The 21,113-nt window shown below is 74.0% G+C and carries 18 protein-coding genes; 9 read left to right on the top strand and 9 right to left on the bottom strand.

What is annotated here, in order from left to right:
* Window positions 1–97 precede the first annotated feature (97 nt).
* Window positions 98–790, bottom strand: coding sequence for a TetR/AcrR family transcriptional regulator (locus tag AB0N02_RS22535; protein WP_363949670.1), 693 nt, complete (start codon window positions 788–790; stop codon window positions 98–100).
* Window positions 791–844: 54 nt separating this feature from the next.
* On the opposite strand from AB0N02_RS22535, the gene AB0N02_RS22530 reads away from it, so the two are divergent.
* Window positions 845–2,005 (top strand): NAD(P)/FAD-dependent oxidoreductase, encoded by a 1,161-nt coding sequence (locus tag AB0N02_RS22530; RefSeq protein WP_363949667.1) that lies wholly within the window; start codon window positions 845–847, stop codon window positions 2,003–2,005.
* 137 nt (window positions 2,006–2,142) lie between these two features.
* Here AB0N02_RS22530 and AB0N02_RS22525 read toward each other — a convergent pair whose 3' ends face one another.
* The 3 genes from AB0N02_RS22525 to AB0N02_RS22515 form a co-directional block, all read right to left on the bottom strand.
* Window positions 2,143–4,965, bottom strand: a complete 2,823-nt coding sequence (locus AB0N02_RS22525; protein ID WP_363949665.1) for an AAA family ATPase — start codon at window positions 4,963–4,965, stop codon at window positions 2,143–2,145.
* Between the two features lie 246 nt (window positions 4,966–5,211).
* Window positions 5,212–5,916 (bottom strand): alpha/beta hydrolase, encoded by a 705-nt coding sequence (locus AB0N02_RS22520; protein ID WP_363949662.1) that lies wholly within the window; start codon window positions 5,914–5,916, stop codon window positions 5,212–5,214.
* 213 nt (window positions 5,917–6,129) lie between these two features.
* Complete coding sequence (locus AB0N02_RS22515) at window positions 6,130–6,438, bottom strand: hypothetical protein (RefSeq protein WP_363949660.1); 309 nt, start codon at window positions 6,436–6,438, stop codon at window positions 6,130–6,132.
* Window positions 6,439–6,646: 208 nt separating this feature from the next.
* Between AB0N02_RS22515 and AB0N02_RS22510 the strand changes: the two genes are divergently transcribed.
* On the top strand, window positions 6,647–7,111 hold the full coding sequence (locus AB0N02_RS22510) for a hypothetical protein (RefSeq protein WP_363949737.1): 465 nt from the start codon (window positions 6,647–6,649) through the stop codon (window positions 7,109–7,111).
* Window positions 7,112–7,266: 155 nt separating this feature from the next.
* Window positions 7,267–8,382, top strand: a complete 1,116-nt coding sequence (locus AB0N02_RS22505) for a tyrosine-type recombinase/integrase (protein WP_363949658.1) — start codon at window positions 7,267–7,269, stop codon at window positions 8,380–8,382.
* 95 nt (window positions 8,383–8,477) lie between these two features.
* On the opposite strand, the gene AB0N02_RS22500 is transcribed toward AB0N02_RS22505, so the two are convergent.
* Window positions 8,478–8,732 carry a helix-turn-helix transcriptional regulator gene (locus tag AB0N02_RS22500; protein ID WP_363949656.1) on the bottom strand — a complete coding sequence of 85 codons (255 nt, stop codon included), beginning with the start codon at window positions 8,730–8,732 and terminating at the stop codon, window positions 8,478–8,480.
* Between the two features lie 65 nt (window positions 8,733–8,797).
* Here AB0N02_RS22500 and map point away from each other — a divergent pair, with 65 nt between their 5' ends.
* Entirely contained in the window at window positions 8,798–9,565 is a 768-nt protein-coding gene (gene map / locus AB0N02_RS22495; protein WP_363949654.1) for a type I methionyl aminopeptidase, read from the top strand.
* 56 nt (window positions 9,566–9,621) lie between these two features.
* On the opposite strand, the gene AB0N02_RS22490 is transcribed toward map, so the two are convergent.
* Entirely contained in the window at window positions 9,622–10,464 is an 843-nt protein-coding gene (locus AB0N02_RS22490) for a MerR family transcriptional regulator (RefSeq protein ID WP_363949652.1), read from the bottom strand.
* A 193-nt stretch (window positions 10,465–10,657) separates the two neighbouring features.
* Between AB0N02_RS22490 and AB0N02_RS22485 the strand changes: the two genes are divergently transcribed.
* The gene (locus AB0N02_RS22485; RefSeq protein WP_363949650.1) at window positions 10,658–10,975 is read left to right on the top strand and encodes a DUF3817 domain-containing protein; all 318 of its coding nucleotides are present in this window, start codon (window positions 10,658–10,660) and stop codon (window positions 10,973–10,975) included.
* A 27-nt stretch (window positions 10,976–11,002) separates the two neighbouring features.
* Here AB0N02_RS22485 and AB0N02_RS22480 read toward each other — a convergent pair whose 3' ends face one another.
* From AB0N02_RS22480 to AB0N02_RS22470, 3 genes are all read right to left on the bottom strand, one after another.
* Window positions 11,003–12,022, bottom strand: a complete 1,020-nt coding sequence (locus tag AB0N02_RS22480) for a DUF4037 domain-containing protein (protein ID WP_363949648.1) — start codon at window positions 12,020–12,022, stop codon at window positions 11,003–11,005.
* Between the two features lie 171 nt (window positions 12,023–12,193).
* A complete protein-coding gene (locus AB0N02_RS22475; RefSeq protein WP_363949734.1) occupies window positions 12,194–12,700 on the bottom strand; it encodes a DinB family protein in 507 nt (168 codons plus the stop codon).
* A gap of 82 nt (window positions 12,701–12,782) precedes the next feature.
* Window positions 12,783–13,409, bottom strand: coding sequence for a class I SAM-dependent methyltransferase (locus AB0N02_RS22470; protein ID WP_363949646.1), 627 nt, complete (start codon window positions 13,407–13,409; stop codon window positions 12,783–12,785).
* Window positions 13,410–13,496: 87 nt separating this feature from the next.
* On the opposite strand from AB0N02_RS22470, the gene AB0N02_RS22465 reads away from it, so the two are divergent.
* The 4 genes from AB0N02_RS22465 to AB0N02_RS22450 all read left to right on the top strand — a co-directional run.
* Window positions 13,497–14,102, top strand: coding sequence for an XRE family transcriptional regulator (locus AB0N02_RS22465; protein WP_363949644.1), 606 nt, complete (start codon window positions 13,497–13,499; stop codon window positions 14,100–14,102).
* Between the two features lie 164 nt (window positions 14,103–14,266).
* Entirely contained in the window at window positions 14,267–15,217 is a 951-nt protein-coding gene (locus AB0N02_RS22460; protein WP_363949641.1) for a threonine/serine dehydratase, read from the top strand.
* A 450-nt stretch (window positions 15,218–15,667) separates the two neighbouring features.
* Window positions 15,668–17,809, top strand: a complete 2,142-nt coding sequence (gene helR, locus AB0N02_RS22455) for an RNA polymerase recycling motor ATPase HelR (RefSeq protein WP_363949639.1) — start codon at window positions 15,668–15,670, stop codon at window positions 17,807–17,809.
* A 104-nt stretch (window positions 17,810–17,913) separates the two neighbouring features.
* Window positions 17,914–21,113 (top strand): BTAD domain-containing putative transcriptional regulator (locus tag AB0N02_RS22450; protein ID WP_363949637.1); only part of this gene is annotated, 3,200 nt, incomplete at its 3' end.

Here is a 21,113-nt window from a genome sequence, read left to right as displayed (position 1 = left end):
TGGAGTTCACGGCATCCGCCGGCGATCGCCGGGCAGGCGGGTGCGCGGTCCGGCGGGGTCGTGCGGTACCGGGGATGCGGGCCGGGAATCCCGGGCGTTACGCCGGAGGCCGGGCGAGTTTGGCGGCGACGGCGTCGAGGATCCAGTCCAGGCCGGTCGCGAAGGACGTCTCGGCGTCCACCTCCGTGCCGTCGTGCACGGCCCTGGCCAGCGCGGGGAAGCGGCCCGTGGCCAGCATCCTGCTCACATGCGGGCCGTAGGCGCGCTGCCAGTCGCGCTCGGACAGGCCCGTGGCGCGCTCGGCCCGCAGGTTCGCGATCTCGCGCCTGATCGCGCCGGTGATGTAGGCGCCGACGGTCTCCACGGCGCGCATGACGGTGTCGAGGTCGGCGAGGCCGTCGAGGGCGGCCAGCGTGCCCTCCGTCACGGCGAGGGCGTTCGGGCCCAGGCTCGGACGGCCGCCGAGCAGGTCGGCGAGCCATTCGTGACGGAGGGCGGCCCGCCTGGTGCGGTGGGCGCGGACGCGCAGCGCCTCCCGCCAGTCGCCGGGCCGCTCCTCGGGGAGGATCTCGGCGTGGACCTCGTCCACCATGAGGTCGAACAGCTCCTCCTTGGTGGAGATGTATCCGTACAGCCGCATCGGGCCGACGTCCAGCCGGGCGGCGACCTTGCGCAACGACACCGCCTCCAGCCCGCCCTCGTCGGCCAGCGCGACGGCGGCGGCAACGATTCGCTCGCGGTCGAGCGGGGCGGGGCGAGTCGGCGGCTCAGGCCGGTCCCACACAGTCATGGGTTACATCGTACTGTTGCGATACGCCGTATTGCTCAAATACAGTGTATTGACATGAGACATCGTATCGCCGTGATCGGGGGCGGCCCCGCCGGCCTTACCTTCGCCCGCGTCCTGCACCGCCACGGTCACCCCGTCACCGTCCTCGAACGCGATCCCGCCCCCGACGCCCGGCCTCCGGGCGGCACACTGGACCTGCACGAAAAGCTGGGCCAGCTCGCGCTGGACAAGGCGGGGCTGCTGGAGCGGTTCCAGGAGCTGTCCCGTCCCGAAGGGCAGGCCATGCGCATCCTGGCCACGGACGGGACCGTCCTGCGCGACTGGCAACCCCGCCCGGACGAGCGGGCCCATCCCGAGATCGACCGCGGGCAGCTCCGCGACCTGCTGCTCGGGCCCCTGGACGTCCGGTGGGGGCGGGGCGTGACGGAGGTGGTGCCGGGAACCCGGGACGGCGTGCTGGTCCGTTTCGCGGACGGGCGGCAGGAGACATTCGACCTCGTGATCGGCGCGGACGGCGCCTGGTCCCGGGTCCGCCCGGCGGTCTCGTCCGCGACGCCGCACTACACCGGCGTCACCTCGGTCGAGACCTCCCTGGACGACGTCGACACCCGCCACCCCGGCCTCGCCCGGCTGATCGGCGACGGTTCCGTGGCCGTGTACGGTGTGAACCGCAACCTCGTCGCCCAGCGCAACAGCGGCGGCCACGTCAAGGTGTACGCCCAGTTCCGCGCGCCGCTGGACTGGCACACGAACCCGGACCGGCATATGGGCCCGGACCGGCGCGCGGGCGTGGACCCGGCCGACGCCGAGGCCGTGCGATCAAGCCTGCTGGACCTGTTCGACGGCTGGGCCGCTCCCGTCCTCGACCTCCTCCGCCACGGCACCGCCTTCGTCCACCGCCCCCTCCACGTCCTGCCCGTTCCCCACACCTGGGCCCACGTCCCCGGGGTGACGCTACTGGGCGACGCCGCCCACCTGATGCCCCCGTTGGGGGTGGGCGCGAACCTCGCGATGCTGGAAGGCGCCGAACTCGCCGAGTCCGTCGCCACCGCCCCCGGCCCTGACGATCTGGACGAGGCCGTCCGCGCCTTCGAGGAACAGATGTGGGCACGGGCCGGCAGGTGGGCGAAGATCACGGCGGCCGGTCTGGAACGCCTCGTGAGCCCGGACCCCGCCCAGGCCCTCGCCCTCTTCGACGAAGTCCAGCCGTCCTGACCCGCGCCGCACGCCGCACGCCGCACGCCGCACGCCGGCACCGGCACCGGCACCGGCACCGGCACCGGCACCGGGCAACGAGCCGAGGAGGCTTCACGAACCGGGAGCGGCCTCGCTCGCCGCAATCAAGATCCTTCTCAGCCCCGACGGCTGTCCGCCGGTTCCTCACCCCCGGTGTCGGCCAGGGCGTCGCGGAGGGCGGCGCGGGAGGTGATGCCGAGTTTGGGAAAGACCTGGTAGAGATGGGTGGAGACCGTTCGCGGGGACAGGAAGAGGCGGGCGGCGATCTCCTTGTTGGTGTGACCCGCCGCGGCGAGCTGGGCGATCTGGCGTTGTTGCGGAGTGAGGGCGGCCAGGCCGGTCGCCGGGGTGGAGTGACTGATGCCGGTGGCGCGTAGTTCCCGGTCGGCCCGCTCCGCCCAGGGGGTGGCTCCAAGGCGCTGGAAGATCTGTGAGGCGCCCGCCAGGTGCCGGCGGGCGTCGGCGGTGCGTTTGACACGGCGCAGATGGGAGCCGTAGGTGAGCCGGATACGGGCCAGGTCGAAGGGCCAGCGGTCGTTACCGGGCTCGGCGATCGCCTGTTCCAGGGCGGCGGTGTCGGTACTGGGGCCGGTGCGGGGGTCGGTGATAGCCGCGGCGGCCAGGACCACCAGGCGCAGGCGCGGGGAGAGCCGGTCGAGGCGGCCCTCGCGGGCGGCGGCGACGTGGGCCGCGGCCTCGGCGCCGCGGCCGGTGTGGATGGCGGCCTCGATGAGGTCGTGGAACACCCACAGGGCGTGCGGCGCGTAGGGGGCCAGGACGCCGGGCGGGCTGATGGCGGCGGCGTTGTGGAAGGCGGTCTCGAAGTCGCCCTGACCCAGCGCGGCCAGGCCGCGGATGTGGGAGGCGTAGGCGCCGATGATCCCGGCGCGGCGGGGAGCGGCCCAGGCGTCCATGTCCCGGGCGGTGCCGGCGGCCTTCCGAAAGTCACCGCGGGCCGCCGCGAGCAGGGCACCGGTCAGGCGGCCCGGCCAGACCAGCAGGTCGTAGCCGTGGGCCTCGCACAGGTGGAGCCCCTCGTCGACCAGCTGCCGGGCCTCGTCCCACCGGCCGGTGTGGAAGGAGTCTTGGCCGAGGAGGAACAACGCCTCGATCGCCGAACTGATCGCGCCGCCTTCACGGCCGTGCTGGATGACGCGCTGGAGGGCTTCCCGGCACCGGGAGAGCCGGTCGAGGTAGGCCACCGCGATGCCCGTGCGGATGATGCGGGCGGAGCTGACCTCGTGGCTGAGGCTCGCGACGGCGGTGTCGGTGCGGGCCAGCATCTGCGGGGTGAGGCGGGCCGGATCGGCGAAGGTGTGCGAGAGGATCACCAGAAGTTCGGGCGGGCGTGGCCGCAGGCGGCCGACGGCGTCGAGCAGGGGCGGCCACAGGTCGGCTCTCCCGCCGAAGAAACAGACCATGAGCAGGGTGTACAGCACCTCGATGACGACGATGTCGCGCGCCTCATAGGGATCGTCGTGCTCGTGGACGGCGGTGACCAGCAGCCGGTGGGCGGTGTCGACGTCGCCGTCACCGTGCAGGAGATGGAAGGCGCGAGCACCGGCCACCGAGAGCAGGTCGCCGGGGCCGGGGCCGGCCAGGCGGGCCTGCTCCAGCAGGCGAGGGGCCTCACTCAGATCACCGGTGACGAGGGAACCCAGGTAGGCGGCTTCGGCCAGCCGTCCGCTGCGGCCCTTCCCCCGGGGGCTGAGCTGGGCGGCGCGCAGCAGCTGGGTGACGGCGCCGACGGAGTCGCCTCGCCGCAGATTGGCGATGGCGACCTCCTTGAGGAGGGCGGCGACCTCCTCGTCGGGCTCCTCGGTGGCCTCGGCCCGGTGCCAGGCGTGCCGTTCAGGCCGGTCGGCGAGGCGGTCGGCGAGTTCGGCGTGGGCACGGCGGCGTTGCTCGCTGGTCGACAGCTCCACGATCGCCGACTGGATGAGGGGGTGGCGAAACGTCAGCCGTTCGCTGGACTCGTCAGCGCGCACCAGACCGGAGCGTTCGGCGGCCGACAGGCCCCCGCCGCCCCGGTCGGCGTCGATCGCCCGGACGAGGCGCAGGTCGCCCGTGCCGTCCAGGGCGGTCAGGAGCAGCAGCTCGACGACCTGCGCCGGCAGCGCCCGGACACGGGAGGCGAAGACGGTCTGCAGCCGGCGGCTGAGAGGCAGCGCCGCGGGGAGGGCCCCGGCGACGGTGCGGGCCAGGTCTCCGAGGGAGACGGGCAGTTCCAGCAGGGCGAGCGGGTTGCCCAGGGCGGCGTCCAGCAGCCGCCGCCGCACGCGCGGGGTCATCACGGGATAGCGGCTGGTCAGCAGCTCGGTCGCCGCCTCCTCCGAGAGGGATTCCACGTACACGACCGGCAGGTTGCCCTGGTCGAAGAAGCCGGGTTCACCGGTCCGGCAGGCCGCGACCAGAGCCACCGGCAAGCCCGCCAGACGGCGGGCCACCATGCCGAGCACGAGCGCGCTGGCCCGGTCCAGCCACGGCAGGTCGTCGACGACGAGCAGCAGCGGCTGCCGCTCGGCCGCCCGCTCCAGCAGCGCCAGCACCGCGCCGGCGACCAGCAACTGCGCGGGTGCCGCCCCCTCCCCCAGACCCAGCGCCACGCTCAGCGCCCCGGCGAGCAGGGGACTCAGCCGGGGTATCTCGCCAAGGCACGGGTGGAGGAGCTGATGGAGGGCGGCGTAGGAGATGTCCGCCTCGAACTGCGAGCCGGTCGCCCGCAGCAGCCTGATCCCCGAGCCGGCGGCGAGAGTGGCGGCGTGATCGAGCAGGGCCGTCTTTCCGACGCCCGGGTCACCCGTCAAAAGGAGCGCGTCCCCCGCTCCCTCGGTGATCCGGCCGACGAACAGCTGTAGTCGCCCGATCTCCGGTTCGCGGCCGATCAGCTTCGTCGGCGCGGCAGCCGCCTGATCGCGGTGCCCGCTGAACCACTCCATCTCCCGACCTTCCTCGGCCCGCCGGGCCTCTGTCCAGCCCGCACAGTCGTCATGCCCGCACAGTCGTCATGCCCGCCGCCGGACGGCTTCCCCCTGAGACGGCCCCGGTTCGACATGCTCATCGTCGCGGATGTGGAGGGCGGGGAGGGCGGGGAGGCCGTCTCGCCCGGCCGCAGGTGCCGGGCGAGACGGTTCGCAGGTGGTTCGGTGGCGCGGCGCGGGAACGCACCGCGTTCTCTACGTTCTCTACCGGCCGGTGACGGCCGTGGCGGCCTGGACGATGACCGCGGCCACCGCGGCCGGGTTGGACACGTAGACGGCGTGGCTGCCCGGCGTCTCGGTGACGGTCGAACCGGCTCGCTCGGACATGGCGCGCTGGGCGGGCGGCGGGATCATGCGGTCGTCGGTGGCGACCAGGTACCAGGACGGCTTGATCCGCCAGGCCGGCTCGGAGACCACGCCACCGAGCGCGTCGACGCCCCACGGCACCTGCGAGTCGGCCATGAACCGCGCCTGCGCCTCGGGCAGGTCACCGGCGAACGAGGCGGGGAACCTGTCACGGTCGAGGAAGAGGAACCCGTCTTTGGGCGGCAGGATCGGCGGGACCGGCGCGCCGGGCGGCGGGTCGGCGATGAGGGTGTTGACCGACTCGCCTTTGTCGGGGGCGAATGCGGCGATGTAGGCCAGCGCGGCGACGTTGGGGTGGCTGCCGGCCTCGGTGATGACGACGCCGCCGTAGGAGTGCCCGACCAGAACCGCCGGCCCGTCCAGGCCGTCGAGGACCTGGTGGGTCGCGGCGACGTCTCCGGCCAGTGACAGGGTCGGGTTCTGCACGACGGCCACCCGGTAGCCGTCGGCGGTCAGGTGGTCGTAGACCCCCTGCCAGCCGGAGCCGTCGACGAACCCGCCGTGCACCAGCACGATGTTCTTCACTTCCACATCTGAGCTCACGGCACAGCCTCCTTCGCCCGGGATTCGGCCCGGGCTCGATCGGGGAGATGTCCGGAACGCTAGACGGGCACGAATGAACCTCGATTGCGTCAAATGACGTAGTTTCGATCTTCCGCCGTAAGGGCGATGGACGATCACCGGTATATCGAATGCGCCCGGAAAGGGGCCGGTCCGTGATTCCGGTTCAGGGTTTGTCCCGCCCTAGGAGGTGGCTCAGGGTTTGTCCCACACCAGGAGGTAACGCCGCAGCAGCAGGCGGCGGAATCGACAGCCGGGCAGTACGGCACGCGCCGTCCGCCCCACCTCCCCCCAGGACGCGGTGGGATTCACGGCCGGCCCGCCGGCCCCGCTCGCCTCGGCCGATCGATCCACCCCCGTCACGGCCGGGGTCCGCCCGGCCGGCTCGCGGGCGAGGAGACCGTCGCCGCATCCGGCGTCCAGGGCGTTGCGGCAGCCCTGCGGTACGGTCTCCAGCACCGGCCGCCGGTGGTGGACGTTGTGGTTCCAGTAGGGATCGGACATCGGATCACGATAACGAGCCCCATGCGGAATACGGCCGTGAACGGCGGTGAAGGCGGGGTTTCCGGGGACGCGCTCCTTTCTCGTTTACCCGCCGCGCGGTACGGGTGAAGCCCCGCAAAAGGCGCCCGACGCGCCGGGCGGCGATGAAGCCGCGGAATTGTCGGTGCCGGGTCCTACGATGAGCCGACTCACGGAGGGATGCTTGCCGATGCTGGACGCGCTCATAGTGCCGCTGCTGGTCACCACCGATCTGCCGCCGGAGGCCGACCTGGCCGAGTTCGGGCGGGTGGTGACCGACGCGGTGCGGGCGCCCGGGCGGGACGAGGCGTCTTATTCGGGGTTTCTGTACGGCGGGGCGTTCTGGCTGGACCCGCCGCGGCCGCCGCGCGCGGACGGGCCCGAGAGCCGGGCGGACGAGGAACTGCGCTTCGCCGCGCTGATCGGTTACCTGTCCGTCTGCGGGACGCACGGCCCGGTCAGGGACGTGGTGGGCGACGTGCGCGGGGCCGTCGCCGGGGCGGTCGCCGCCCGATACGGCGATCTGGGCAGCCCTCCGGCGGTGATGGCGATCCGGACCGAGGACGTGCGCGAGCGCACTCCCCCGTCGGCGGTGTTCGTCAGCACCGCCGACGCGGTCGCGGAGCTGGTCGCGGTCACCCGGCCCTACATCTGACCCGGCCCCGGGCACCGCTTCACCCGCGCTCCCGCTCCTGCCGGTGCCGCCGGTGACGAGGATGGGCTTCCCGGCGGTCATGGGGATACTCGACCAAGGGTGTCGGTGGCCGCCGGTACGGTCGGCCTGATCGTCGAGGAAGGGTGTCCTGGGGAATGCGGCCAGCGGATCTGAACCGTCTCACCGTGGAGGAGTCGGCTGATCGTTATGTGGAGTTGGTCCGGGCGAAGACGCTGACGGGAGCGCTGTCACCGGCGACGGCGGAGGTCTACGCGCGTGATGTGGCCACGTTCGTGCGGCTGGCGGGCGAGGAGACGGTTCTCGACGACCTGACCGGCGAGGACGTGGACGCGATCTTGCTGGCGTTCGCGCGCAAGCCCGACGGGCGGCGGTCGGAGCCCGTCGGCGGGCTGCAGTCGGCCTCGTCCCAGGCGCGCTTCCGGCGGTCGATCTCGGCGCTGTTCAAGCACGCGGTGCTGGCGGGGTGGGTGCAGGTCAACCCGATGACGCTGGCGACGGTGACGGCCAGGGAACGCGGGGGGCTGCGCCCGCAGCGCCGGGCGCTGACCCGCGAGCAGGCGCAGGGGCTGATCGGCGCGGCGCGCGACCTGAGCGGCGGCGACTCGCGGGCGGCCGCCTCTCCGGAGCGGGCGGCGGCCTCTCCGGAGCGGGAGCCGGACGGGACGCGGGCGGGGAGCGGGCGGACGGGACGGCGCGACCAGCGCACGGAGGTGCGCGACGCGCTGATCGTGCTGCTGCTGTCGACGGTGGGGCCGCGGGTGTCGGAGCTGGTGCGGGCCGACGTGGAGCACTTCTACACCAACGACGGGGTGCGTTACTGGCGGATCTTCGGCAAGGGCGGCAAGACGCGTGACGTGCCGCTGCCCGACGACGTGGCCAGAGTGCTGGCGGCGTATGTCAGCGAGGTGCGGGGCACGGGGCAGGGCTCGGTGCAGGGCGCAGCGCAGGAGAAGGCGCTGCTGCTGTCGTGGCGGGGCAGGCGCCTGGCGCGCGGGGACGTCCAGGCGGTGATCGACCGGGTGCAGCGGCAGGTGGATCCCGATCGGCGGCGCTCGGTGACCCCGCACGGCCTGCGGCACACCACCGCGACCCACCTGCTGGCCGACGCGGTGGACATGGACGCGGTACGGCGGGTGCTGGGCCACAGCGATCTGGCGACCCTGGGCCGCTACCGCGACGAACTGCCCGGCGAACTGGAGGTGGCGATGCGGGCCCACCCGTTGCTGCGGCGGCCCGCCGGGGGCGGATGAGGGCGTGACCGTCCCGGCCCGCGCCCCGGAGACCGGGGCCGGGCCGGAGACCCGATCCCGCCGGGAGCCGGGTCCCGCCGGGGGCGGGTAAGGGGTCAGGCCGCGCGTTCTGCGGCGCAGACCTCGGCCAGGACGTCCAGGGAGACGCCCAGGGCCTGGGCGAGGGCGGCGATGGTGAAGAAGGCGGGGGTGGGGATCCGGCCGGTTTCGATCTTGCGGAGGGTTTCGGCGGACAGGCCCGCCGCCGCGGCCACCTCGGCCATGCTGCGGGCGCCGCGCGCCTGGCGCAGGAGGGCGCCCAGGCGGTGGCCGCGTTCGTGGTCGAGTTCGGTCAGTGGAGGTCTCACCATGCGCAGGAGCCTAGCAAACGTGATAACAATACCGGTATAGGTATTGGCCCGAGAGGGGTTGTCACATGGTGGAGATCAAGACCGCGGCGGAGCTGGAGGCCATGCGCGAGGCGGGCCGGGTGGTGGCGCGGGCGCTGGAGGCGGTCCGCCGTCAGGCGGACGTGGGCGTCAGCCTCCTGGAGCTGAACGAGACCGCCGCGGAGGTGATCTCCGCCTCCGGCGCGAAACCGGCCTTCCTGCACTACAAGCCCTCCTTCGCACCGACGCCGTTCCCCGCGGTGATCTGCGCGTCGGTCAACGAGGTGATCGTGCACGGCATCCCCGACGGCTACCGGCTGCGCTCCGGCGACCTGCTGAGCGTCGACTGCGGCGCCTATCTGGACGGCTGGGCCGGGGACTCGGCGATCAGCCTCGTCGTCGGGCAGGCCGATCCGCGGGATCTGCGGCTGATCGGCGCGGCCGAGACCGCGCTCGGAGCGGCCGTCGCCGCGTGCGTGCCGGGCGGCCGGATGGGCGACATCGGCCACGCGGTGGCGGGGGTCGCCCGCGGCGCGGGATACGGCATCATGAACGACTTCGGCGGCCACGGGATCGGCCGCGCCATGCACGAGGACCCGGCCGTGCCCAACCGGGGCCGCCCGGGGCGGGGCCTGGTGCTGCGGCCCGGCCTGGTGCTGGCGATCGAGCCGATGTTCGTCGCCGGAGGCGGGGACGCCTACCTGACCGCGCCCGACGGGTGGGCCCTGTCCAGCACCGACGGCAGCCGGGCGGCCCACGTCGAGCACACGGTGGCGGTCACCGAGCACGGGCCGCGGGTGCTCACCCTGCCGTGACCGCTCCCCCGCCCCGGGTCACCGGGCCTTCGCGGGACCGTGCGAGGAGCGGCCGTTCACTCCCGCAGCCGGATCATCAGCCGGGTGAGCAGCCGTTCGGGCGGCGTGTCCGCCGGGTTGGACAGGTAGTCCTCGCGGATCGGGCCGTCCGGAGCGTGCCCGCGCTCGGCGCACCAGGTCAGCAGCGCGTGGGCGGTGAGGTTGATCTGGTCGTAGGGTCCGGTGTGGACGGCGCACGCGAACAGCCCCCCGGGCAGCACGCCCGGCCGGCTTCCCGGCGGCGGCGGGCCGCCGGACTCGACGGCGACGCTGATGGGGATCCGCTCGTCCAGCTCCACCGGGAACAGGCCGATCAGCCGCCCGGGAACGATGTCCCCGGCCTTCTCCCCGCTCCCGCCGCTCCCGGTGTTCCCGGCCGCCGCCCGGCCGGTGGGCGGGGACAGCAGCAGGGCCACGCACGCGCCGGTGACGCGGGCGATGTCCTGCGGGGTCTCGGCCACGTCGTGCACCAGCGCGACCGGCAGGGCCTCCTCCCGGACCAGGCGGACCTCCGCCTCGGGCACCCCCTCCGACAGCAGCCGCTCCAGGGTGGCCAGGGTACGGCTGCGCCGCGCGAGCTCGGCCTCCAGCTCGTCGCGGACCCGGCCCAGCGCCTGGGGGGCGGCGGCCGTACCGGACAGCACCTCGCCGATCACGCCCAGCGGCACGTCCAGCGAGCGCAGCAGCCCGATCGACAGCGCCTGGCGGGCCTGGGCCGCCCGGTAGTGGCGGTAGCCGCTGCCGGGGTCGACCCACGCCGGAGTCAGCAGGCCGAGCTCGGCGTAGTGACGCAGCTGTTTGACACTGAGCCGGCACAGCCGCGCGAACTGCCCGATGGGCAGCAGATCGTCGTCGTTCACGCCTTCCAGCATGGCCCCTGCCCCCGGTTCCCCTTCCCGGGTCACGGCATCACCCCCGCCGGGCCGCCCGCGGCCGAGAACGGTTCCGCGCCTCTTCGGCGGGGCGTGCCCGGTGCCCTGGAATCGGGACCGGCGCAGGTCGCCCATAGGGTGGAGGCCGTTTCCCCCGTTGTCGAGGAAGAGGTGCTCCACCGTGCCCAGCGCACTCCGTTTGTTTCGCTATGTGGCGATCGCCGAGGCATGTTCGTGGGCGGGGCTGCTGGTGGGGATGTACTTCAAGTATGTCGCCGCCACCGGTGATCTCGGGGTGAAGATCTTCGGGCCGATCCACGGCGCGCTGTTCGTGCTGTACGTCGCCGGAGTGTTCGCCGCGGCGCGGGTGGCGCGCTGGAGGGTGCCGACGATCGTGCTGGGGCTGGCGTGCGCGGTCCCGCCGTTCACCTCGCTGTGGTTCGAGCGGCGCATGCTGGCCCGCCACCGCGAGCCGGAGCGCGAGCCGGCGGCCCTGTAGAGGTTCCGGCGGCGGTGCGGGCCGGGGTCACAGCCCGAGTACGGCGCGCGCCGCGGCCCGGCAGTGCCCCGGATCGGTGAGCAGGTCGGCCGAGCCGCCGAACTGGTCGGCCGAGCCGGCCTGCGGCAGGGCCCGGATCAGCGGATCGGCGATGGTCGAGGTGAGCGCGTCGGCGAAACGCTGGGCGCCGATGACCTGGAAGGGCCGGTCATGGAAGCCGCGGGTGGTGGCCTCCAGCGGCTCGGTCAGGCCGAGCCGGTTGTGCAGCCCGGCGACCCGCTCGCAGGCACGGCCCAGATGGTGCTCGCGGGTGCGCCAGTCCGCGGCGGCGACGGCGTGTGACAGGGCCTCGCCGACCTCTGCCGTGCCGGACAGGCGGGCGAAGGCGCTGCCGACCCATTTGGCGTACGGCGGATAGCGGCGGCGCATCAGCAACACCAGCCTCATGAGGTCGCCGGCCAGGGCGGCGGTGAGGACGGCCGATCCGAGGTCGTCGCCCGCCTCGCCGGACCGGCCGGGGAAGGCCTCCGACTGGGCCAGGCGCCTCCACTGGCAGGCCAGTACGTAGCGTTCCAGGTCGGGCGGATACCAGCGCAGCGCGGCGCGGGCCGCCTCCAGCACACCCAGGCCGTCGTGGAAGACCTCGCCGCAGGTGACCTCGGCCAGCCGCTGCCAGGGTGCGGCCAGCCAGTCCAGCGGGGTGATGGATTCGAGCGGGTCGAAGCCGAGGCGCCGGGTGAACCAGGTGGCGGCGTCGGTGACGGTGGTGCCGCCCACCTCCCCGGAGATGACGGGGTAGCCGCCGAAGGTGTCCGGCAGGTTCGCGGTGACCGCCGCCCGGGCCTGGGCGATCGCGCCGGGGGCGACGAACAGCAGCACCCTCGGCCCCCAGTCGTGGTCCGTCGAGCGTTCGGTGTCGAATGCCAGCACCTCGGAGCCGGGGCCGATCAGTGCGGCGCTGTGCGGCACGTCGGCGACGGCGGGCCGTACGACCTGCGTGTAGAAGGCGTGGGAAAGCTGCAGGCCAGGGACGAAACTGGACATCATTTCGTCCACTTTGCCTGGCAGGATGGCCGGGCGCACCAGGTTTTCCCGCCGCGCGGCCCCGAGTCGAGCGGCGCCGCCCTTGGCCCGGTGGGGGTGCGGGCCGGAGGAGGCGGCGCGGCAACGGCCGGGGCGCGGTGATCGTGTGTTCCCGTCTTCGCCAAGGCGGTGGGGTCAGCGTCCGGCCGTCCCGTCGATCAGTTCGCGGAGGATGTCCGCGTGGCCCGCGTGGCGGCCGGTCTCCTCGATCATGTGGGTGAGTGCCCAGCGGACGCTGGGAGCGGGGCGGTCCGGCCGCGGCCGAGGGACCGGTGCGCCGAGATCGGCGCAGCGGTCGAGCACGCCGTTCGCGCGCTCGGCCGTCTCGCGGTAGCGGGCGACGACATCGGCCACGCTGTCCTCCGGCGGGGCCTGGAACGTCGCCTGCCAGTCGGTGACGTCCTCCCCGAGGAACATCGAGCGTTCGACGAAGGTCAGATGGTTGAGCAGGCCGAGCAGGTTCGTGCCCGACGGCACCGCGCTCGTCCGCACCCGGGGTTCGGGGGCGCCCTCGACCTTCGCGGCGGCCGAGGCCCGGAGGTAGTCGAGGAATCCGCGCAGGACCTCGGCCTCGCCGCTCCCGGTCCGGGGCGGCGGAGTGTCGCGGCGGCGGTGCACGGTGTCGGTCGTGGTGTCGGGCATTGTGTCGGGCATTGTGTCGGTCGTGGTGTCGGGCACGGTGGTCTCCTGTCTTCGCGGGGTGGGGGCGGCGCCGTTCGCCGTGTCAGCCGCTGCGGCGGATGAGCAGTACGTGGTCGGTGACCTCGGCGGTGCGCCCGTCCGGCCCGGTCGCGATCCTGCGAGGAGCATCGGCCCGCTCGACCGTCCACGCCGCCGCGTCCAGTTCGAGACCGGCGGCGACCTCCCCCGGGCCCGGGTACCGGATGCCGGGACCCTGGCCCCACGACCACGGCGCGGCCGAGCCGTGGTCGACGATCAGCAGCCGCCCGCCGGGGCGCAGTGCGTGCGCGGCCGCGCGCAGGACGGCCGCTCTGTCCAGGTCCAGGGGGGTGTGCAGGTAGTGGGCGCAGATCAGGTCGAATCGGCCCTGGGGGAAGGACTCCTGCAGGTCGTGCCGCACGGTGATGACCTGGTCGCCCAGGTTGTACGAGCGGGCAAGGGCGGCGAGCCGTCCGACCGCCACGGCCGAGACGTCGACGGCGGTGACGTGCCACCCCTGGCGGGCGAGCCACAGGGCGTCGCCACCGCCACCGCATCCGAGGTCCAGCGCGTAACCGGGCGCCAGACCGGTAACCGTCTCGGTGAGACGAGCGTTCGGCCGCGGGTCGACGGCCGCAGGCCGGGCCGCGTAGAGGTCGTCCCAGAACGTGACCGCATCGATGGTGCTCATCAAGACTCCTTCCGTCGGTACGCGCACAGTCTGACCAGGCTCGCCGCGACTTGGCACGCAAACTTGCGGTTCTGGCAAGATGGCCTCGTGGACCACGAAACGGACGAGGTGCTTGGCGCCGTGGGGCCGCGACTGCGTGCGCTGCGCCGTCACCGCGGCATCACCCTCGCCGCCCTCGCGGCGACGACCGGCGTGTCGGAGAGCACCCTGTCCCGGCTGGAGAGCGGGCAGCGCCGGGCGACCCTGGAGTTGCTGCTGCCGCTGGCTCGCACCTACGACGTCCCGCTGGACGACCTCGTCGGCGCCCCGCGCACCGGCGACCCCCGGATCCACCTCACGCCGATCCGGAGGTTCGGGATGACCTTCGTGCCGTTGTCCCGGCGGCCGGGCGGGACACACGCGTTCAAGATGATCATCCCCGCCCGGCCGGAACCGCTCGCACCGGCCCCGCAGACCCACCACGGCTTCGAATGGCTGTACGTGCTCAGCGGACGCCTGCGGCTCGTCCTCGGCGAGCGCGACCTGACGTTGCCGCCCGGTGAGGCGGCCGAGTTCGACACGTCCTTGCCGCACTGGCTGGGCACCGCCGACGGCGGCGTCGTCGAGCTCCTCATCCTCTTCGACCCGCAGGGAATGCGCGCGCACATGCACACCGACCCCCACCGGCCCTCCCGCGGCGGAACCCGGCAGTGAACCCGGCGGGGAACTTCACTGTTCGCGCTTGTCGCCCGCGCGCCGGAGACGAGCGGGCGGGGACGGAGACAACAGGACCGGGGAAGGGGAAGGAACCGCGGCCATGGCACCCTTCTCCGGTAAGCATCGCCGGCGATTCACCCCCAAGGAGCTGATCACTTCCCATGTCCACCCTCACCTACGGTGACGTCGAAGCCGCCGCCGGCCGCATCGGAGCACTGATCCGTCCCGTCGCCGTGGCCGGCACCGACCCCGGCGCCTTCAACGGCGCGCGAGTGCACCTGGCCGCCGAGTTCATGCAGCACACCGGCTCTTTCAAGGCACGTGGCGCGGCCAACTTCGTCACCGCCCACCTGGAGAGGGGCTCCATGCCCGAGGCCGGCGTGGTGATCGCCTCCGGCGGCAACGCCGGCCTGGCCTGCGCGTGGGCGGCGGGACGTCACCGCATCCCCGCCACCGTGTTCGTCCCGCGCACCGCCCCGGCGGTCAAGGTCGCCAGGCTCCGGGCCTACGGGGCCCAGGTGCGCCACAGCGGCGACGAGTACGCCGAGGCACTGGAGGCCTCCCACCGCTACGCCGCCGAGTCCGGGGCACTGGAGTCACACGCCTACGACCACCCGCTGATCGCCGCCGGCGCCGGAACCCTGCTGCCGGAGATCCTCGCCGCGCTGCCCCAGGGCCTGGACACGGTGATCGTCTCGGTCGGCGGAGGCGGACTGTTCGCCGGGATCGCCGCGGCGGCCCACCACCACGGCGTGCGGGTCGTGGCGGTCGAGCCGGAAGGCAGCCGGGCGCTGAACGCCGCCGTCGAGGCGGGCAGGCCCGTCGACGTGACGGTCGAGTCGATCGCCGCCGACTCCCTGGGCGCCCGGCGCGCCTCGGCCATGGCCCTGGAATGGGCCGGACGTACCCGTGCCCGCTCGCTCCTGGTCTCCGACGACGCCGTCGTCGACGCCCGGCGTTCCCTGTGGGACCGGCACCGCCTGGCCATCGAACACGGCACCGCCGCGGCGTGGGCGGCGCTGACCTCGGGCGCCTACGTCCCCGCGGACGGAGAGAGGGTCGCGGTCGTGCTCTGCGGGGCCAACACCGACCCGGCCACCCTGCTGGACTGAACCACGGCGGCCAGGACGACGTCCGGGGCGAGCCCGACGCTGGCGCGGAGCGCGACGAGGTCCCCCCGAGCCGGCGGCACAGCCGTACACGGCGCGCCACCGCTTCACGGGGAGGTCGTCCGTCCACACGGACGACGAGGGGAAACAGGAGCACCCGCTCCTCTCCACTCTCAACGTATAGCGCAGCGGGGGGCTTGCCACAAGACCCGGGTCGTGCCGCAGAATCGTCGGCCGAGACCGGAAGCCACGGAAACGGGGGACGCGAGGTGCGCGTGTTGTTGTCGGCGTATGGGTCGGGCGGGGACGCCGGACCGGTGGCGGGACTCGCGGCGCGGCCGCGGGGACTCGGCGCGAAGGTACGGGTGTGCGTGCCGCCGGACGGGGAGCCGGACGTCCCGCCCCGCGCGACGACGCGAACGACCTCGGATCGGAGCCGATGACGTGAACCCCATGACCACCAGCGCGTTCGACCTTCCCGGAAACCTGGCCGCCAAGGCCGACCCCGCACTGATCGCCGGCGACGAACGGCACCTCGCGGCCGTCGCGGAGAGCCTCGGACAGACGATCGCCGACCTGTCCGGCCGCCTCGACGCCGAGCTCAGGGCACCCGGCGGCCTGGGCCGGCAGGCGATGGACCGGGACATGGAGATCCACCGGCTGACCGCCCGCCTGCGCACGCTGCGCCGTTTCGGTTTGGACCTGTGCCTTGGACGCATGGTCGGCGCGGACGGCTCCGAACCCGTTTACATCGGACGGCTCGGCCTCACCGACGGAACGGGCCGCCGGCTGCTGCTCGACTGGCGCTCCCCCGCGGCCGAGCCGTTCTTCGGCGCCACCCACGCCAACCCGATGGGGCTGGCAAGCCGCCGCAGATATCGCTGGACCCGCGGCCGGATCAGCGACTACTGGGACGAGGTGTTCACCGCCGACGGGTTCGAAGGGCACGCCGCGCTCGACGACCAGTCCGCCTTCATCGCCAGCCTGGGCGGCAGCCGCTCGCCCCGGATGCGGGACGTGCTCGGCACCATCCAGGCCGACCAGGACGCCGTCATCCGCGCGGGATCCCGCGGCGCCCTCGTCGTCGACGGCGGCCCGGGCACGGGCAAGACCGTCGTCGCCCTGCACCGCTCCGCCTACCTCCTCTACTCCGACCCCCGCCTCGGCCACCACAGGGGCGGCGTGCTGTTCGTCGGCCCCCACCAGCCCTACCTGGCCTACGTCGCCGACGTCCTGCCCAGCCTCGGAGAGGAGGGCGTACAGCTCTGCACCCTGCGGGACCTCGTCCCCGAGGGGGCCTCGGCGACGGGCGAGACCGACCCGGACGTGGCCCGCCTGAAGTCGTCCGCGGACCTGGTGAAGGCGATCGAGACGGCCGTCAGGTTCTACGAGAACCCGCCCACCAAGGGGATGACGGTCACGACACACTGGTCCGACATCTGGCTGAGCGCCGATGACTGGGCCGAGGCGTTCGATGCGCCGGATCCCGGCACCCCGCACAACGAGGCACGCGACCGGATCTGGGAGGAACTGCTCTCGATCCTGGTGGACAAGCACGACGACGAAGAGGCCCCGGCCGACCTGCTCCGCAGGTCGCTGCTGCGGAACCGGGAACTGCTGACGACCTTCAACCGCGCGTGGCCGCTGCTCGAGGCGACCGACCTCGTCGGAGACCTGTGGTCGGTACCCGCCTACCTGCGGTTGTGCGCTCCCTGGCTCGGCCCCGACGACGTCCGGAAACTGCAGCGCGAGAACGCCCAGGCCTGGACGGTGTCCGACCTGCCGCTCCTGGACGCGGCACGGCAGCGGCTCGGCGACCCGGAGGAGTCACGGCGCAGACGCCGGAACGACGCCGCCGTCGCCGCCCAGCGCGAGCGCATGTCGCGGGTCGTCGACAACCTGATCGAGGCCGACGACGACGGTGAGGGGCTGGTGACGATGCTGCGTGGACAGGACCTGCAGAACTCCCTGGTCGACGAGACCGTACTGCCCGGCACCGACCCGGACCGGCTCGCCGGCCCGTTCGCGCACATCGTCGTGGACGAGGCCCAGGAGCTGACCGACGCGGAGTGGCAGATGCTGCTGCTCCGCTGCCCGTCCCGGAGCTTCACCGTCGTCGGGGACCGCGCCCAGGCCAGGCACGGGTTCACCGAGTCGTGGCGGGAACGGCTGGAGCGGATCGGGATCGACCGGATCGACCTGGCCTCCCTGAGCATCAACTACCGGACACCGGAAGAGGTCATGGCGGAGGCCGAACCGGTCATCAGGGCCGTGCTCCCGGACGCCAACGTGCCGGCCTCCATCCGCAGCGGCGGCGCCCCCGTCGTCCACGGACCCGTTTCGGATCTGGGCTCGATCCTCGGCACCTGGCTCGCCGCACATGCCGACGGGACCGCCTGCGTCATCGGCGACCCCACGTTCCAGGAGACGTCCCGCGTCCGGTCGCTGACCCCGGAGCTGGCCAAGGGGCTCGAGTTCGACCTGGTCGTCCTCGTCGACCCGGAGGCGTTCGGCACGGGCGTCGAAGGAGCGGTCGACCGCTATGTCGCGATGACCCGGGCGACCCGGCGGCTCGTCATCCTCACGAGCTCCTGACACCGGCCGGACGGGCACCCGCTCCCGGCCGGACCGGCGGCGTTCCCGCCCGCCGGACGCCGTGCCGGATGGACTGCACGTCGTCACCTGACAGACTGCCGGTCATGGCGAATGCGACCGAGACGTGCGACGGCAGCGGACGGGTACGCGTCGGCGTCCTCGGTTCCCTGGCGCTGGAGACCGCCACCGGCCCGGCGCGGGTCGGGGGCGCGCGGCTGCGGGCGTTGCTGGCCCGGCTGGCGCTGGAGGCCGGGCGGCCCGTCCGGCCGGCGACCCTGGTCGAGGCGCTGTGGGGCGAGGAGGCACCGGACGACCCGCTGCGCGCGCTGCAATCACTGGCGTCCCGGTTGCGGCGCGCCCTGGGCGACCCCGGGCTGCTCACCTCGGGCCCGGCAGGGTACCGGCTGGCCGTCGAACCGGACGCGGTCGACGCCGTCCGGTTCGAACGGCTGGCCCGCGCCGGCCGGAGCTCGCAGGCGCGCTCCCGGCCCGCCGAGGCGGCCGCCACCCTGCGCGAGGCCCTGAGCCTGTGGCGCGGCCCCGCTCTGGCGGACGTGCGCGAGGCGCCGTTCGCCGCAGCCGAGGCCGAGCGGCTCGAGCGGACCCGGCTGGCCGCCCTGGAGGACCGGGTCGAAGCCGAGCTCACGCTGGGTGCCGACCTCGACCTGGTCGCCGAGCTCGAGTCGCTGACCTCCGCGCACCCGTTGCGCGAACGGCTGCACGCCCAGCTGATCCGGGCCCTGGCGCTGAACGGCCGCGGCGCCGAGGCACTGGCCGCCTACCAGCGGATCCGCGACCTGCTGGCGGACGGTTTCGGCAGCGATCCCGGGCCGCTGCTCCAGCAGGCCCACCTGGCGGCGCTGCGCGGTGAACTCCCCCGCTCCCGCCGGCCGCACGGCAACCTGGCCGTCCCGCTCACCAGCTTCGTGGGCCGCGACGACGACGTGCGCCGCGTGGTCGAACTGCTCGGCCGGGTTCGGCTGGTCACCCTGGTCGGTCCCGGAGGAGCGGGCAAAACCCGGCTGGCCGGCACCGTCGGCCGGCGGCTCACGCCGCCCGGCGGGGTGTGGTTCGTCCCGCTGGCCCCGGCCGGTGCGGACGACGTGCCCCGCGTGGTGCTCGACCTGTTGCGGATGCGCGAAGGGGGCGCGCCGCAGCGGCCCGTCCCCCCGGAGGCGGTCCTGGACCACCTGGCCGAGACACTCGCGGACGACGACCTGGTGCTGGTGCTGGACAACTGCGAGCACGTGATCGAGGCGGCCGCGACGCTGGCCGGGACCCTTCTCGGCCGGTGCCCGAGGCTGCGGATACTGGCCACCGGCCGGGAACCCCTGCGGATCGACGGTGAGACCCTGCACCCGGTGCTCCCGCTGGAGGTGCCCGAGCCGGGGGCGACGGCCGAACGGGCCCGCGCCTGCGCGGCGGTCCGGCTGTTCCACGACCGGGCCGCCGCCGTACGGCCGGGCTTCGCCCCGGAAGGCGGCGCGCTGACCGCGGCGGCCGAGATCTGCCGCCGCCTGGACGGCCTGCCGCTGGCGATCGAGCTGGCCGCGGCACGGTTGCGCACCCTGCCGGTCGAGGCGGTCGCGGCACGGCTGGACGACCGGTTCCGGCTGCTCACCGGCGGCAGCCGCACCGCGTTGCCGCGGCACCGGACCTTGAGCGCCGCGGTGGCCTGGAGCTGGGACCTGCTCGACACCGACGAGCGGGCACTGCTGGAACGGCTGTCGGTCGTGCCCGGCACCTTCACCGAGGACGCGGCCGAGGCGATCGGCCGGTCGGGCGACGCCCGGGAGCTGCTGACGGCACTGGCCGACAAGTCCCTGCTGCACCCGGTGGAGCCCGCCGATCCGGCCGAGCCGCGCTACCGCGTGCTGGAGACCATCCGGGAGTACGGGCTGAAACAGCTGGACCGGCGTGAGGAGGCCGATGCCGTACGCGGGCGGCACGCCGTGTTCTTCCTGCGGCTGGCCGAGACCGCGGACCCGCACCTGCGCACGTCCGGCCAGCTGCGCTGGCTGGCCCGCCTGTCCGCCGAACGGGACAACCTGTCGGCCGCGATCCGCTGGGCGGCCGACTCCGGCGACGCCGACCTGGCGGTCCGGTTCGGCGTCGCGCTGTGCTGGTTCTGGTTCCTGCGGGACCACCCGCCGGAGTCGCTGGACCTGCTCGGCCGGGTGCTGCGGGTCCCCGGCCCGGCCGATCCGCGGGCGCGGGCGCTGGTGGCCGCCGCGCACGCGCTCGCCGCCACCGAGGCCATCAGCCGACCGGACGAGGCGGAAGCGGCCTTCGGCCGGATCGGGAAGGCGCTGGAGGACGCCGCCCCCGGCACCCACCCCATCGCGGAGATGGCCCGTCTGGCGCTCGCCATAGGCTCGGGACGCGCCCCCTCACCGGACATGCCCGGCTCTGCGGACGAGCCGGAGGAGCCCGATGAGCGGGCGGATCCATGGAGCCGGTCGTTGGCCCTGCTCGCGCGTGGCGTGCTGGCCATGAACACCGGGCACGCCGCCGAGGCGACGCGCCTGCTGTCACGCGCGCTGACCGGCTTCGAGGAGGTCGGCGAGCGGTGGGGCCTGGCCACCACACTGAGCACCCTGAACTCGGCGTTGCAGCGGTCCGGCGAACCGGTCGGCGCGCCCGACCTGGTGGAGCGGGCCACCCGGTACTTCCGGGAGCTCGGCATGCCCGAGCACACGATGGAGAGCGAGGTGGCGGCGGCACTGCACCGGGCGGAGGCCGGCGACGCGGACGGCGGGCGGAGGCGGCTGACGGACCTGCTCGGCCAGGCCGAGCGGGCCGGGTCGGCGGAGTCGCGAGCTCAGGTGTGCCTGGGCCTGGCGCGGCTGGAACGGCGGGCCGGGCGGCCGGGGCCGGCCCGCGAGCACGCCCGGGCCGGCCTGGCCGAGGCGCCGCCCGGCCGGTCGGCCCCGCACCTGACCGCGTTGCTGCTGGGCGTGCTCGCCCAGCTGGACGTCGCGGAGGGTCTCCCGGACGAGGCAGCGGGCCGGCTCGACCACCCGGCGGTGCACACGACGCTGACCTGGCACACGCCGGTCGCGGCCGCGATCGCGGCCGCGGCCGCCGCGATCGAGCTGTGCCGCGACCGGCCGGAGCGGGCGGGACGGCTGCTCGGGGTGGCCACCGTGCTGCGGGGCCGGGAGGACCTCGGCGACGCCGACGTGCGAGCGATCACACGGCGGGCCACCGCCGCGCTGGGCGCCGCCGGGTTCGCCGCCGCCTACGCCGCGGGTGCGGCGATGTCGCGGGCCGAGGCCGAAGACCTGGTGTCCGCGATCATCAC

This window comes from Streptosporangium sp. NPDC051022, from assembly GCF_040683035.1.
GTDB lineage: Bacteria > Actinomycetota > Actinomycetes > Streptosporangiales > Streptosporangiaceae > Streptosporangium.
Note: the sequence above shows the minus strand (reverse complement) of the source record. Positions and strands in the feature narration are given on the sequence as shown.